The 15,839-nt window shown below is 29.9% G+C and carries 16 protein-coding genes; 7 read left to right on the forward strand and 9 right to left on the reverse strand.

The window, feature by feature from the left end; genetic code table 11:
• The first annotated feature begins 130 nt into the window (after positions 1-130).
• From gdpS to pepT, 4 genes are all read left to right on the forward strand, one after another.
• Positions 131-1,201, forward strand: coding sequence for a GGDEF domain-containing protein GdpS (gdpS, locus tag NSU06_RS09310; RefSeq protein WP_017175933.1), 1,071 nt, complete (start codon positions 131-133; stop codon positions 1,199-1,201).
• A gap of 207 nt (positions 1,202-1,408) precedes the next feature.
• Positions 1,409-2,170, forward strand: a complete 762-nt coding sequence (locus NSU06_RS09315) for a threonine/serine exporter family protein (RefSeq protein WP_002448186.1) — start codon at positions 1,409-1,411, stop codon at positions 2,168-2,170.
• A gap of 16 nt (positions 2,171-2,186) precedes the next feature.
• Entirely contained in the window at positions 2,187-2,681 is a 495-nt protein-coding gene (locus NSU06_RS09320; RefSeq protein WP_002448047.1) for a threonine/serine exporter family protein, read from the forward strand.
• Positions 2,682-2,695: 14 nt separating this feature from the next.
• Positions 2,696-3,925, forward strand: coding sequence for a peptidase T (gene pepT / locus NSU06_RS09325; protein WP_017175934.1), 1,230 nt, complete (start codon positions 2,696-2,698; stop codon positions 3,923-3,925).
• Here the strand turns inward: pepT and NSU06_RS09330 are convergent.
• From NSU06_RS09330 to NSU06_RS09345, 4 genes are all read right to left on the reverse strand, one after another.
• Positions 3,898-5,601 carry an IS1182 family transposase gene (locus NSU06_RS09330; protein ID WP_340779876.1) on the reverse strand — a complete coding sequence of 568 codons (1,704 nt, stop codon included), beginning with the start codon at positions 5,599-5,601 and terminating at the stop codon, positions 3,898-3,900. The genes pepT and NSU06_RS09330 overlap by 28 nt on opposite strands.
• Before the next feature lie 277 nt (positions 5,602-5,878).
• Complete coding sequence (locus NSU06_RS09335; RefSeq protein ID WP_017175935.1) at positions 5,879-7,003, reverse strand: glycerate kinase; 1,125 nt, start codon at positions 7,001-7,003, stop codon at positions 5,879-5,881.
• Positions 7,004-7,206: 203 nt separating this feature from the next.
• Positions 7,207-7,527, reverse strand: a complete 321-nt coding sequence (gene ytxJ / locus NSU06_RS09340) for a bacillithiol system redox-active protein YtxJ (protein ID WP_002449093.1) — start codon at positions 7,525-7,527, stop codon at positions 7,207-7,209.
• A gap of 114 nt (positions 7,528-7,641) precedes the next feature.
• Positions 7,642-8,520, reverse strand: a complete 879-nt coding sequence (locus NSU06_RS09345) for an EMYY motif lipoprotein (protein ID WP_150885326.1) — start codon at positions 8,518-8,520, stop codon at positions 7,642-7,644.
• 107 nt (positions 8,521-8,627) lie between these two features.
• Between NSU06_RS09345 and NSU06_RS09350 the strand changes: the two genes are divergently transcribed.
• From NSU06_RS09350 to NSU06_RS09360, 3 genes are all read left to right on the forward strand, one after another.
• Positions 8,628-9,143, forward strand: a complete 516-nt coding sequence (locus NSU06_RS09350; RefSeq protein ID WP_017175937.1) for a GrpB family protein — start codon at positions 8,628-8,630, stop codon at positions 9,141-9,143.
• A gap of 93 nt (positions 9,144-9,236) precedes the next feature.
• Positions 9,237-10,163, forward strand: a complete 927-nt coding sequence (gene murB, locus NSU06_RS09355; RefSeq protein WP_150885324.1) for a UDP-N-acetylmuramate dehydrogenase — start codon at positions 9,237-9,239, stop codon at positions 10,161-10,163.
• Between the two features lie 27 nt (positions 10,164-10,190).
• Positions 10,191-10,505 (forward strand): CHY zinc finger protein, encoded by a 315-nt coding sequence (locus NSU06_RS09360; RefSeq protein WP_017175939.1) that lies wholly within the window; start codon positions 10,191-10,193, stop codon positions 10,503-10,505.
• Between the two features lie 242 nt (positions 10,506-10,747).
• Here NSU06_RS09360 and NSU06_RS09365 read toward each other — a convergent pair whose 3' ends face one another.
• The 5 genes from NSU06_RS09365 to nrdF form a co-directional block, all read right to left on the reverse strand.
• The gene (locus NSU06_RS09365) at positions 10,748-11,782 is read right to left on the reverse strand and encodes a ferrated catecholamine ABC transporter substrate-binding lipoprotein SstD (protein ID WP_048761397.1); all 1,035 of its coding nucleotides are present in this window, start codon (positions 11,780-11,782) and stop codon (positions 10,748-10,750) included.
• Between the two features lie 106 nt (positions 11,783-11,888).
• A complete protein-coding gene (locus tag NSU06_RS09370; protein ID WP_017175941.1) occupies positions 11,889-12,659 on the reverse strand; it encodes an iron ABC transporter ATP-binding protein in 771 nt (256 codons plus the stop codon).
• Positions 12,656-13,615 (reverse strand): iron chelate uptake ABC transporter family permease subunit, encoded by a 960-nt coding sequence (locus NSU06_RS09375; RefSeq protein ID WP_002449066.1) that lies wholly within the window; start codon positions 13,613-13,615, stop codon positions 12,656-12,658. The genes NSU06_RS09370 and NSU06_RS09375 overlap by 4 nt, the downstream gene beginning before the upstream one ends.
• Positions 13,605-14,573 carry an ABC transporter permease gene (locus NSU06_RS09380; RefSeq protein WP_002449086.1) on the reverse strand — a complete coding sequence of 323 codons (969 nt, stop codon included), beginning with the start codon at positions 14,571-14,573 and terminating at the stop codon, positions 13,605-13,607. Before NSU06_RS09380 ends, NSU06_RS09375 begins: the two co-directional genes overlap by 11 nt.
• 184 nt (positions 14,574-14,757) lie before the next feature.
• The gene (gene nrdF / locus NSU06_RS09385) at positions 14,758-15,726 is read right to left on the reverse strand and encodes a class 1b ribonucleoside-diphosphate reductase subunit beta (RefSeq protein ID WP_002455627.1); all 969 of its coding nucleotides are present in this window, start codon (positions 15,724-15,726) and stop codon (positions 14,758-14,760) included.
• Positions 15,727-15,839: the final 113 nt, after the last annotated feature.

Consider the following 15,839-nt stretch of genomic DNA (forward strand, 5'->3'; position numbering starts at 1 on the left):
TTGTTATAAATTTGAACATGAAAGTCTATCTGAAATTCATAATATATATTTTATAACAAACAACTTAATGACAAATAGTAAGTTTTCACTTACAATTACTAATGGTTAATTTAAAGGAGTCGATCCCAATATGATTGAAGCAATTATTTACAATATTGCCGTTATGGTAGCTGGAATTTATTTATTCCATCGATTACAATATTCAGAAAATAAAATCATGATATTTTCTAAAGGTTATGTCACAATTTTAATGACTTTGGTGGCATTACTATTAACAGCTTACCCTATTCCTTTTCATCATCAATATCTTATTCGCCTAACTTTCGTCCCGTTACTATTCCTTGGTCGCTATACAAACGTCGGTTACACTTTTATTGCCTCACTTATCATAAGTCTAGTGGATATATTTTTATTCGGAAATTCATTTTTTTATGGCGTCGTTCTTATTATAATAGGTATTATTGTTAGTTTAATTGGGCCGTTTCTTAAAAAAAATGATATTATTGCTTTAATTATTTTAAATGCTATCAGTATTGTTATTATTTTTGTTTTATCTATCTTCACAACTTTATATGATTTAACTGAATTAATTATGCTTATACCTATTTCATTCGTACTAACGATTACTTCTGCTATTACCTTTGTTGATATCTGGCATTTCTTTTCGCTTGTTACACGGTACGAAAACGAGGATAAGTACGATTATTTAACAGGTTTAGGTAATGTAAAAGAATTTGATAGACATTTAAATAAGATTTCTCAAAAAGCCGAAATAGAACATACTAGTCTCGCACTTTTACTCGTTGACATTGACGGATTTAAAGATGTTAATGATACATATACTCATAAAGCAGGAGACGCTGTACTAAAACAAATGTCTCAATTGCTTAAAAATTATGTACCACATCAATTTAAAATCTTCCGTAATGGCGGTGAAGAATTTTCTATCGTTATCTTCGATTATTCTTTAGATCAAAGTGTGAAACTTGCTGAAAATATTAGGATGGCAGTCGAAAAATCTTCGTTCCATTTACCTAATAAGGAAGTTATAAAATTATCTGTATCTATTGGCGTTGGTTATTTATCTCAAGATGAATATAAATCTCAACGTAAAGTATTTAAAGACGCCGATGATATGGTCCATGTAGCTAAAAAAGAAGGTCGTAATCAAGTAATGTTTAATCCTATAATTAAATTATAGACGTTACGATTTAATTTGAGATGGAACGTGGAATTCGAAATGAATTCTGTTGCATCTCTTTTTTATACTCATTTAACATCTATATTATTTATTTGTTATTCTACTTTTAAAATGACTGATTTAGTAATAAAGTATTAATACAAGCGAAGAATATTATAGATATACACGAAAATCATTATATATTTTAATTATTGTGGAGGTGCTTTTATGAATAATTCAATCACTATTATCGATGAAAATAAGGTGATTGATGTTGTGTTAATAGCTGGTCGTATTCTCTTAGAATCTGGAGCTGAAACTTACCGTGTTGAAGACACTATGAATCGAATTGCTCACAGTTATGGTTTAAATGATACATATAGCTTTGTCACATCGACCGCTATCATTTTCTCACTTAATGATCGAACAAATACAAGGCTTATAAGAATTAGAGATCGTACTACAGATTTAGAAAAAATTGCTCTTACAAATAGTCTTTCTAGAAAGATTGCTAAAAATGAGTTAACTATTGATGAAGCTAAATCAGAACTGATTCATCTAAGTAAAGCTTCATTACAATATTCTTTTTTATTGAATTTTTTTGCTGCGGCAATTGCATGTGGCTTTTTCTTACTCATGTTTGGCGGTGTTGTTTCTGATTGCTGGATTGCTATTTTAGCTGGCGGTGCTGCGTTCTTAACTTTTAGCTTTGTCCAGCGTTTCATTCAAATTAAATTCTTTTCTGAATTTGTAGCATCAGCAGTAGTTATTACAATTGCTGTTACATTTACTAAACTAGGCATTGCTACAAATCAAAATATTATAACAATTTCTAGTGTTATGCCCTTAGTACCTGGAATTTTAATTTGTAACGCTATTAGAGATTTAATGGCTGGCGAGCTACTTGCTGGAATGTCTCGTGGTGTAGAAGCTGCACTAACATCATTCGCTATTGGTGCAGGCGTAGCGATTGTTTTATTAATTCTTTAAGAAAGGCTGTTTATGTATGTTATTTTATTTATTTCATTTTGTTATAAGTTTTATTTCGACAGTACTTTTTTCTATTATATTTAACGCTCCTAAACGACTTTTACTTGCTTGTGGATTTGTCGGCGCCTTAGCTTGGACAATTTATCAATATACCGTAGATATGGATTTAGGAAAAGTTGGCGCTGCGTTTTTAGGTAGTTTAATTCTTGGTTTATTAAGTCATGTGATGAGTCGACGCTATAAAAGACCCGTGATTATCTTCATTGTGCCAGGTATAATCCCTCTTGTTCCTGGTGGTACAGCATATGAAGCAACACGATTTTTAGTATCTAATGACTATACTCATGCTGTGAATACATTTCTAGAGGTCACATTAATTTCTGGTTCAATTGCTTTTGGAATATTAGTAGCAGAAATTCTCTATTATATTTACACACGTATTAAGCAATTTTATGGTAAAATCAAAGGAAAAACGTACAGAAAATCTTACAATATGAACAATAGAGTCTAAGGGGATGTTTCGTCATGAAAGTACAGATTATAGATAGATTATCAAGATATGTGAAAATAGATACACAATCAAATCCCGAATCGAAATCGACGCCTTCTACTGAGAAACAATGGGATTTATTACATTTATTACAAAAAGAACTGCAAAACTTTGGATTAGAAACAGAATTGGATAATAATGGTTATCTTTTTGCTACTTTAGAAAGTAACATAGAAAAAGAAGTTCCTACGGTAGGTTTCTTAGCACATGTAGATACATCACCAGATTTTAATGCGACAAATGTTAATCCTCAGATTATAGAAGATTATGATGGTCAACCTATTAAATTAGGTCAAACAAATCGAGTATTAAGTCAAGATGTATTTCCAGAACTTAAAAAATTAGAAGGTCACACTCTAATGATTACAGATGGTACATCTTTACTAGGTGCCGATGATAAAGCAGGTGTTGTAGAAATTATGGAAGCAGTAAAATACTTGCAGACCCATCCAGAAATTAAACATGGTCGCATACGTATAGCTTTTACACCTGATGAAGAAATAGGTCGTGGTCCTCACAAATTTAATGTGAAACGCTTTAATGCCGATTTCGCCTATACTATGGATGGCAGTGAGTTTGGAGAATTACAATTCGAAAGTTTTAATGCAGCAGAAGCAACAATCACTACACATGGTGTAAACGTTCATCCTGGTTCTGCAAAAAACGTTATGGTTAATGCTATTGGATTAGCACATCAATTCCATAGTCTACTACCTGCTAATGAAGTACCAGAACGTACAGAAGGTTATGAAGGATTCTATCATTTAATGAAAATAGAAGGAACAGTTGAAAAAGCTTCTTTACAATATATTATAAGAGATCATGATAGAAAATCTTTTGAACTTAAAAAGAAAAAACTTTTAGAAATTCGTGATGATATTAATATTCATTATGAAGGTTATCCAGTAAAAGTAGATATCGAAGACCAATACTATAATATGGCTGAACAAATTAAGCCACATCCGTATATTATTGATATTCCTAAAAAAGTATTTGCAGATTTAGAGATAAAACCAAATACTGCGCCTATACGCGGTGGTACTGATGGTTCTCAGCTTTCATTTAAAGGTTTACCTACACCTAATATTTTTACAGGATGTGGAAACTTCCATGGCCCATTTGAATATGCTTCTATCGATGTAATGGAAAAAGCAGTACAAGTGATTATCGGTATTGCTCAAGAAGTAACACAATATGAAAAATAATAAATAAAAAGAGTCCGGGACATAAAGTATCTAGATAAGTGAAAAAAGACAATTTCTATTGAAATAATATAGAAATTGTCTTTTTTATAATTTTTTTGATTATTTTCAGCTCGTTGAGCTGTTACTTTTCTTATATTAAGTGCCATTAGCACAAATCCTAGTTCTCTTTTGGCTTTATTTATCCCTCGAACGGACATTCGAGTGAAACCCAAAATAGCCTTCATAAATCCAAAAACAGGCTCCACATCAATTTTTCTTTGACTGTAGATGGTTTTTATTTTTGGTTCTGAAAGCTTTTTATTAATTTGGGCTTTAAAATATTCCCAATTATAATTTTTCATTATTTTTTTATTCGTTTTTGAATTGTATTTCATGCACTGGTGTCTCAGAGGACATTCTGAACAATCATCACATTCATATAATTTGAAGTCTCTCTTAAACCCATATTTATCATGGCGATAGGCATATCTTTTAAAACCCAATCGCTTATTGTTTGGACAAATATATTCATCGTTAATTTCGTCATAATCCCAATTTTGAGTGTTAAAGATGTCGCTTTTATATTTTTTAGTTTTATCTTTTATAAACATACCGTAGGTTATAAGTGGTATTCGATTAAAATCATCTATAATTGCCATATAATTGGGTTCGCTACCATAACCTGCATCAGCTACAATATATTCAGGTAAATGACCGTAGGTCTCTTGAATTAAATTTAAAAATGGTATCATCGTTCTTGTATCAGTCGGATTTTGATACACATTATAAGATAAAACGAATTGAGAATTTGTCGCTATTTGTAAATTATAACCTGGCTTGAGTTGTCCATTTTTCATATGATCTTCTTTCATTCTCATAAATGTGGCATCATGATCTGTTTTAGAATAACTATTTCTATCCTTTAAAATAGATTTTTGGACGTCGTATTTATGCTTTCGCCCAGAGTAATCATTAATTTGCTTTTTGTATTGTTTAATTTTAGTTCTTTTGAGCCGTATTTGTTTTCTTATTTTAGTACATTTTTCATTATCGATATGTTGATTTAAATCTTCGATTTCTTTATCCAAATGACTACCAATCAAATCTATTTCTTCCTTTGTTAAGTCATTATCGTGATCTTTTTTAATCTCAGGTATGATTTTATTTGTTATCAATTCATGATAGAGTGCTTTAGAATCTTCATTCATTTTTGTCTCATGGTTTTGAATACTCTTTTTCCATACAAATGTATATCGATTGGCATTCGCCTCAACTTTCGTACCATCAATAAAAATGGCCTGATCATCTATAAGATGTTGTTTCAAACACTGACTATGAAATTGAATAAATAATGATTCTAATAAAGCATCTACTTTTGGATTGACTCTAAATCGATTAATCGTTTTATAAGAAGGCTTTTGATTTTGTGATAGCCACATCATCCGGATGCTATCATTAAGTAATTTTTCTATCTTACGACCTGAAAACACAGATTGTGTGTAGGCATATAGAATGACTTTTAACATCATTTTTGGATGGTATGAGGTTGCACCACGATGATGTCTGAATTCATCGAATTCAGTTTTAGGAATTGTTTCTACAATATCATTGACATGTCGTGACATATCATTTGTGGGGATAAGAACTGAAGTTTCCAATGGTAGAGTAAGTTGAGTCATGTTATAATCTTTATACATAAGGCACCTCGTTAATTTAGTTTAGTGATATTTATTAAATTATACGAAAGGGCCTTATTTTTTTAAAGTATTTCAATGTAAAATTACATATAAATACAAAGTATTTTGGCGAGACTCTTGAGGGAACAGGACAAGCTGAAGACTACAGGCTGAAGCTGTCCCCTAAGAAAGCGAGCCAACAATACGTAGTATTGTAAATAAAGAAGCCAGTAAATGAATTTATAATAAACTCATTTACTGGCTATTTTGTTAGGAATTATGTCCCAGCCTCTTTTATTTATTTTATTCCATTAGCTGTAGTTTTTAATAATCGCAAAGCTTGAACTGTATAATGTCTAATTTGAAGACCCATTTTAAAATCTGTGTATGTTTTCGGCATTTCAATAAATGTGTTAAACATGGCTGTTACGCGATGATGATTAAATATATCAAACTTATCATTAGTCGCACAAATTGCAATAGATGGTTTGTGATATTTTTCTGTAAGTTCCGCAATAGTCAATGTGGTTGTTTCAAGCATATGATCTTCTTCTTTTAAACCCTCTCCAAAGATAATTAAATCTGCCTGAGATACTAACTCATCTAAATGTGTAATTTGATTTACTAGTTCATGACTCGTTAAAATTTCTGTGTTGTATAATGCTTTCAACACCGCAGCAATACCGCCACCGGCTCCGCCACGTTCAATTGGCCCTAAAGCAATATGTAATTCATTTTTCATAATCTCATTTAAGTACCACATTAAATTATCAATTTCCACTGCTTTTTTGTGTGGAATTTGATGGTTATAGCTTAATTTCATAATTTCACTATTTTTTCCATACAACTTACTAGAAAAATCCGTCATCACTTGTAGTCTGACATTTTCCAATGTACTAGGCAGTCCAGAGATATCAATATGACGAATGAACTTAATCATTTGTGCGCCTTCTCGTGCGTCAAGTTCTCTATTTTCATCATCATAAAATTTAGCTCCTAAAGCTTGCAGCATCCCTACGCCACCATCAAAACTATCCATACCACCTAAAGATATAATAATATGATCTGTGTTCTTGTTTAATGCATCTAAAATAACTTCTCCTAACCCAAAACTAGTACGTTGTTCAATTGCTTTATGACCTTTTGAAAATAAATTACTTTCAATAATTACAGTACCTTCTTCAGTTTGTCCATATATCGTTTCAATCTCATTCATATCAGCATCATGAACATTCACTTTATATTTTGTACCTGATTGCCAAAGAAATACTGAATTTAATAATTCATGACGTCCGTTAAATAAAGGTACCTGTACAATATCTGCATGATCAATTTGACTTGCTATTGCCTCTTCCACATAACGATTCGCTTGATAACTCGAAATAATACCGTTAAATTCATCCATGGCTACTAAAATTTTCATTCTATTTTCACCTCATGCCACTTTCTATCTTTCTTAAATTCATACGTTATAACTTCACTTTCACATTATACATAGGTTCATCGCATATTTCATTTTTTACATTTTATAAATATAAAAGTCATTTAAAATGATAAAAATGTAGATATAATAAAGAGCTGGTAACAAAAAATGTACCAGACTCTTAAATCGATATATTATCTTTCTTATTCTTCAGCTTGTGCTAATGTAGATACATTAATATCACTATGACTAGCATTCCATACAGCTTTTCCATCTACAAAATAAAAAGCTTGTGGTGATTCATGTTTCACATTTGTCTTTTCAGCAATATAATCAGAAAGTTTTCTTTCTTCTTGAACCACTAGATAATATCCATCTATGTCTCTTTCATATAAAAACTTATTAAATTGATCAAATGCTGCAGCTGAAATTGGACATGTGTCACTATGTTTTAATACAAATACATCGTTATGTTCTTCTAATACTTGTTCAAACTGGTCAATCGAACTCAGCTTTATAGCCATTCTATTCACCTCTAAATTTTTTAACTTTGTCCCTTTTTTTAAATTAAACTTCTCAATGGCTACAATTATACACATTTCATCATATAATGTTAACCAAAAATTTAAATTTAGGTTTTATTCGTTTTGCTGTACTTTTTCTAATTCTGTATTAAAGTTGTAATTTCCCTTACTTAAATCTTTACCCGTTTTAGGTAGTTTCTCAACATTAATTTTTGAAAGTTGATCTTCAATCTTAATAGTTATTTCACGTGTCTCATAATAATCAAGTAAATTATAGTACATTTCTATCGCATTTTTACGAGCATTGTTTAAATGTGAATCTGTAATATTAGTCTGATTTAAATCTTTAATCTGTTTTTGTATCAGTGGTTTTATATGCTCATTAATTGCTTTTGAAGTAGGATAATTATCCTTTTCTAAATATTTTTGAGCAGTTTTTCGTAAATTACGATTATTGTTTTCAATTTTAGATTTTAATAGATGTGCATTTTCTTGATTATTTGTTTTACGTATATCTTTTTCTACTAGTGCTCTATTTATTTCAAATGAATGTGTATAATTTAGAATTTTTTCATTTTCCACAACTGATTGATTATATAAATCTACAAATGATTTAATTTCATTTATAGATTGATGTTGATTACTCACATGATTTAAATAATCTTTCTTTAATTGACGAGTTTTATTTGTCTTAGCCGGAAGATGTTTAGCTTCTTTTTCATACTCTTTAAACTCAGGCACTAAACGGTGATTTATATTTTTCTGTAGTCGTTCAAATGACTTTTTATTTTTATCTGTTGTATCGGTTTTACTTATATCATTTAAACGGTTCAGCTCTAATTGATTCATCACTTTTTCCACGCTTTTTTGCTTGGTCTCTACTTTAGATAGGTGTTGTTTGAAGCGATTTAAATCTTCGTTATTATTCTGACCACAACCAGAAAGTATCAAACAGTATAGTGAACATAATGAAAGTATTATTAATTTTTTCATTTTTGCACTCCTAACACCCGTATTATACATAAAGTTATTTATATTGAAAATAAATTATGTTATAGTATTTCAGAATTTGTATAATAATTTAATTGAAGGAGTTACACATGTATGCATCTGTTCAATCATTTATAAATTGTTCCAACGGCAATGATTATCATCAGTTGTACGAAGACACTAAAGCTCTGTTATTTAACTTGTTAGATTCTCCAGTAAAATTTACACAACATATCGGAGGAACAAAACATTTTTCTTATCCCACAGAACCGATTTTAGATGTTTTAGTTGGAGTCAACAATCTCCATGATATTACATCTCTTGATGAAAAGAGATTGAATTATGTAGGCTTTTATCGATTACACCACCCTTATAAAAAGAAAGTGATGATGGCAAAATTTGATAATATGATCAATCTTAAGCAAATAATACGATTACATATTATTCAAATAGATACGCCCTTATTCACTCAATATTTAGCTATAGATCACGTACTGTCTACACAAAAACACGTAGCACAGATGTTTTCTAATCAGAAAAATAAATTTATCAATCTAAACTCAACAATCCGATACTACGAAAACCAAAAACAGAAATTTTTTGATAATTTGTATCATACACTTTAATGATATACAAATTGTTTTAAACTCTTTTAGCAAAACATATGTAAAGTTGCTATAATAAAGTTTAGATTATAGAAGAGAAGAAAGGATGTACTTATGTTAGAACAAGAAGACATCTTAAAAGATTTAAAATCTTTAGTACCTGACAATATTATTAAAGTTAATGAACCGTTAAAACGTTATACATACACGAAAACTGGTGGAAATGCAGATTTTTACCTTTCACCTATCGAAAATGAACAAGTACAAACTATCGTACGTTATGCTCATGAACATCAATTACCTGTTACATATTTAGGGAATGGTTCAAATATTATTATTCGCGAAGGCGGTATCAGAGGTATTGTGATTAGTCTATTATCTCTTAATCATATTAATGTCTCAGATGATGCAATTATAGCAGGAAGCGGTGCAGCAATTATAGATGTATCAAGAGCGGCAAGAGATCACGTTCTTACCGGCTTAGAATTTGCTTGTGGCATTCCTGGTTCTGTTGGTGGTGCTGTTTATATGAATGCAGGCGCCTATGGAGGAGAAATTAAAGATTGCATCGATTATGCTTTATGTGTAAATGAACACGGCGATTTGATACAACTTACTAAAGAACAATTACATTTAGACTATAGAAACAGTGTCGTTCAAAAACAACATTTAGTAGTTCTTGAAGCAGCATTTACTTTAGAACCAGGTAACTTGAACGAGATTCAAGCTAAAATGGATGATCTTACAGAACGTCGTGAATCTAAACAACCACTTGAATATCCTTCATGCGGTAGTGTATTCCAACGTCCTCCAGGTCATTTTGCTGGAAAATTAATTCAAGATTCAAATCTTCAAGGCCATCGTATTGGTGGCGTGGAAGTCTCAACTAAACATGCCGGATTTATGGTAAATGTCGATAATGGTACAGCAACAGATTATGAGAATTTAATTCATCACGTACAAAAAGTCGTGAAAGAAAAATTTGATGTTGAATTACATCGTGAAGTTCGAATCATTGGCGAATATCCAGAGTCAGAGTAAATTCTCAATGTTAGGAGATGTTAAACAATGCTAAAAGTTTATGGTTCTCTCGTAGACAATGAAACACGTTGTATTCACTATCATACATTTCTTGACATTATAGCGATTAAATTTAAATGTTGTGAAAAGTATTATCCTTGTTATCAATGTCATAACGAACATGAATCTCATAACATTCAGCGTTGGTCAGCAGAGGAATTTCATAAAAAGGCGATACTTTGTGGAGTTTGTCAAAATGAACTCTCTATTCATGAATACATGATGACTGAAACATGTCCAAATTGCCAAGCACATTTTAATTCACGTTGTAAATTTCACTATCATTTATATTTTGAAATTTAATACTTAAATTAAATGATATATAGAATAACATATAAAGACAAAGTATTTTGGCAAGACTCTTGAGGGAACAGGACAAACTAAAGACTACAGACTAAAGTTGTCCCCTAACAAATCGAGCCAACCATACGAAGTATTGTAAATAAAGAAGCCAGTAAATGAATTTATAATAAACTCATTTACTGGCTATTTTTCTAGGATGTATGTCCCACTCTTTTATTTATTCTAAACTTAATATCCTAGATTTATTTTTTAGTTTTATCAATTACTTTTTCTAATTCATCAATCTGTTTTACTGTTGTTGTTGTTGAGCCTGAAGCAAAATACCATAATTTAGGATCTAATTCATAAACATTGTTATTTTTAACTGCTGTTACATCTTTAATAACATCATTTTTTAATACTTGTTTAGCTGTCGATTTTCCACCCACAACTGACCCGCGATCCATTGCTAAAATGATATCTGGATCATGATTACTGATATATTCATTATTAATGTTTTGACCATGTGGACTTATTTTAACGTGTTTATCTGCTGGTTTAAAGCCTAGTGTATTAAATACCAAATCACCAAATCTTCCGCCTGGTCCGAATGTAGAAAGTTCTCCTTCATTAACTAAAAGATACATTACAGATTTATCGAAATTCTTAGTTTGTTTTTTCATATCTGAAATTTTTTGATCTAATTTTGTATTCATATCTTTTGCTTTATCTTCTTTGTTATAAATTTTACCTAGATTTTCTGTGTTCTTTTTCATATCTTTAATATAATGATCTTCACTTGCGCCTACATAGACAACTTTAGCTTTAGGCGCTGCTTTTTTAAACTCATCTAGATTTTTCTGAGTGGCTGCTCTACTTGAAATATAAATAACATCCGGTTTAGCTTCAGCTATTTTATCGAAATTTATTTCTTTTAAATTACCAGTATTAATATATTTATCCTTTTTAAATTCACTTAGAAAACTTGGTAAAGATTCATTATTTTCGCCTTTTGGTAAGCCTTTCACTTTATCAGCTACACCCATTTCTTTCAAAACATCTAATGCTCCATAATCTAGAACAACCGCGTTCTTAGGATTTTTAGGCACTTTCACAGTGTTACTAATTTTTTTATCCTCATTACTACTTTCGTCATTTCCACTTGCTGAAAAGCTATTTTTAATTGAAACTGTATCTTTTGAATCATTTTCATTATTTGATTTATTACCAGAATTATTACTACACGCTGATAATACTAAAGCTAAAGTTAAGACTAAAAATAAGACTGTTTTCTTCATATGTATTTCTCCTTTTATAAGTTAAATTTGGCACTCAATTTTTCAACTATTTTCTTTTATATTTTCTAAGCATCACCCCTTTAAATATAAAAATATTTATCTCATTTTAAAAGATAACCTCATCATAGTATAAACAAATACGTTGACCTCTAATTTCTTCTACATGAACATCCATTTCATACAAATCTCTTAACACATTTGTTTCAATTATACTATCTTTTGGGCCAGATTTAACAATTTCACCTTTCTTTAGTGCAACAATGTAATCTGAATAACAAGATGCAAAATTAATATCGTGGAGTACAATAACAATCGTTTTATTTAAATCGCGACACAATGTTCGAAGTATCTGCATAATTTGAACTGAATGTTTCATATCTAAATTATTTAACGGTTCATCTAACAAAATGTATTCTGTATCTTGAGCAATTGTCATAGCAATATACGCACGTTGTCTTTGTCCTCCAGATAGTGTTTTTATATTTCTATCTTTGATTTCCCTTAGATGTAGTAAATCAATGGCATATGCCACTTTCTCATGATCTTCTTTTTTCATTCGACCTTTTGAATAAGGAAAACGCCCAAAATTTACAAGCTGTTCTACAGTGATATTCATATCAGTATGATTTGTTTGTTTTAAAATACTTAACTTTTTTGCTAATTCATCACTTTTATAATCATCAATTAATTTATTTTCAATATTAATTGTACCGTTCTGATATTCAAATAATCGACTTACTGCTGATAGAAGTGTACTTTTTCCTGCTCCATTTGGACCTATCAAAGAGGTTAACTTACCCTTTTGTATATCAACATTTATATCTTTCAAAATAGATTTACTCTGAATTTTTTTATCTAAATTTCTAATCTGAATCAATCTTCATTCCTCCTTTTAATAAGTAAGTATATGAAGTAAATACCTCCAACTAAATCTATAATAAGACTAAATTCAGTGGTAGCTTTAAACATATTTTCTATAATCCACTGAGCTATAAATAAACTAATCCAACTTATAAGAATCGTTGCGGGTAAAATATATTTATGTTCATATGTTTTCATGAATTCATGCGCTAAATTGACTGTTAATAATCCTAAAAATGTAACAGGACCTACTAAAGCAGTAGATATTGATACTAATAAAGCCACTAAAATTAATAAAAGTTTTGTCATTTTTTCATATGATACACCTAAGTTAATAGACTGATCTTTCCCTAGTAATAACACATCTAAATAAGGTCTTAATATAAAAGCAATTACAATTAAAATAATTAAAAGTATACTTGAAATAAGAACAAGTTTAGAATTAGAAGCGTCAAAACTTGCAAACATCGCACTTTGAACGGTTAAAAAGTCATCTGGATTCATAATAAGTTGAATAAATCCAGTGATACTACGGAAAAATGTTCCTAATACTACCCCAACAAGTAAAATAAAATAAACCGAAAAATGTCCTAATTTAAACATGCCTTGAAATAATACTAAAGAAAAAAGAACCATCACTACGAGAGTTAGAAGAAAATTCAAATAAGTATTTGTCACTACACTGGCTTGTGTACCTAATAAGAACACAGGCAAGACTTTAATAAATAAATAGACTGAGTCTAATCCCATAATTGAAGGAGTAAGTAATCTATTTGCAGTGATAGATTGGAAAATAACAACTGCCGTACTAATAGATCCACCAACAAGTAAAATTAAAACTAATTTTCTTATTCGACTTTCAAACTGATATTGAAAAATTTCAAAATCCAAACCTACTAGTAAGTAGAAAGCAGCCATGCAAATTGTAAAAAGAAAGAGAATTAATATTTTTTTATTAGCACTAATTTGCATAATTATTTCTACCTTTCATCAATAAAACTAAGAAAATAATCGTTCCAAATACTCCTATTGTTAAACCAATATTTATTTCATAAGGGTAAACAATTAATCTACCAATAATATCGGAAAACAATACAAATATAGAACCTAGCATTAATGTATGAGGTAATGCATTTTTCAAGTGGTCGCCTCTATACATTGAAATAATATTAGGAACAATTAAACCTAAAAACGGTAATGTTCCAACTGTCACGACAACTAATGCTGTCAATGTTGCAGTGATTAAAAGCGCAATATTTATAATTTGTTCATATTTAACACCTAAATTATGACTAAAATCTTTGCCCATTCCAGCAATCGTAAAGTGATTGGCAAATATATAAGCGATAATTAATAAAGGAATAGCTAAATATAAAATTTCATAACGGCCGCTTGTAATAACAGCAAAATTCCCATTCAACCAATTATTAATACTTTGTAGTGCATTCGTTCTTAATGCTATAAAAGTGGTAAAACTTGAAACAATGCCACCAATCATAATACCTAAGAGCGGGACAAAAATAACTTCTTTCACTTTTATAAAATTGATTAGTTTAACGAATAAAAATGTTCCTCCTAGGCTTAATGCAACTGCAAAAGTCAATTTAATCAATATATGACCTTTTGGGAAAAATATGAGTGAAAGTAATATTCCTAATTTTGCCCATTCCATTGTTCCAGCTGTAGTAGGACTTACAAATTTATTTTGCATCATCTGTTGCATAACTAGTCCTGCTAAAGCAAGAGAACTTCCAGATAAAAGAATACTTATAGTTCTAGGAATACGACTAGAAAATAAAATATTTTTCTGATTATCTGACAAATGAAAAAGATCAGTTATTGATAATTGACTTACGCCAATAAATAAAGAAAGTATACTTAATATCACTAAAATGATTAATAATGTATAACCTTTGAATAGAAACTTCATTCGTAATGCTCCTTAGTATATATACCATTTCCATTGAAAATGATTATCATTTAACTATATATTAAATTGTCATAATAAATTTTTCAATAGTAATACTAATATTCTTTTATTTTTTATAGAGAAATTAAAAAAACTAATTGCAGTGATGATTCTACAATTAGTTTTTCTAAAATTAGTTATTATTCTAATCTTCAAAAATAAAATCTTCGTCTTGTAAAGCTTCCACGTTAAGTGCTAATGTATAGCCGTCTCCTTTTACTGAGAAAAAGTCATGATTTTTTGTTGATGTATCTAATGCATTTTCAATAATAGGATTAAACTCTTTTTCTTCAAAATAAGGTTCAAATCCTAAGTTTGATAAAGCTTTATTCCCATTATATTGTACATAATTTAAAACATCTTCAGTTAAACCGATATCATCATATAACATATGTGTATATGATACCTCATTTTTATATAGTTCTTCTAACAACTTATACATTTCTTTATCAGCTTTTTGTTTTTCATTTTCTGATAGCTCATTACGTAAACTTTGAGCATCTAAACCGGTAAAAACTCCATGAATTGATTCATCAAGTAAAATTTTTCTAATAATTTCACCAGAAGTTGTCATTTTTCCTTGACCCGCAAGATAAAGTGGATAATAGAAACCAGAATAAAACAAGAACGTTTCTAAGAAAACACTTGAAACTCTTGCCATATATTGATCAAAAATAGAGGCTTCTTTTCCCCAAAGTTTATGATAATTAGAGATAATTTTATCAGATTTATATTTTAAATGAGGCTCTTCAATTACCCAAGTATCTAATAGATAATTTGTTTCACTAGATGGAAGTAACGTTGTAAAAATATGTGAATAACTTTTAGCATGAATTTGTTCCATCATTTGCATAAATGAATAAACTGCTTTTTTACGTAAATCCGTTGTATGTAGCATAATTAATGGCATACCATCATCCGCTTGATGTGTATCTAATCCAGTTAAACCTGCTAAAGCACGTTTAAACGTATTTTTTTCATCCTCTGTTAGTGTCTTCCAACTTGCTATATCCTTTGAAACTTTAAATTCTGTTTCTACCCACATTTGTGAAATGTTTTGACGCCAAAACATATTTGTCATATCTTCTTGAGTATTCCAATTGACGGCCTTCATTAATAAAATCCTCCTTTATTTATTAACCATTACATTATTTAAGAGGATAAGATTAAAATGCTTCTCTGTGAGAATAATTTAATCTTTCCTCTAAATATTTATTTCACTATTAA

The organism is Staphylococcus sp. FSL W8-1270, from assembly GCF_038007165.1.
Lineage (GTDB): Bacteria > Bacillota > Bacilli > Staphylococcales > Staphylococcaceae > Staphylococcus > Staphylococcus hominis.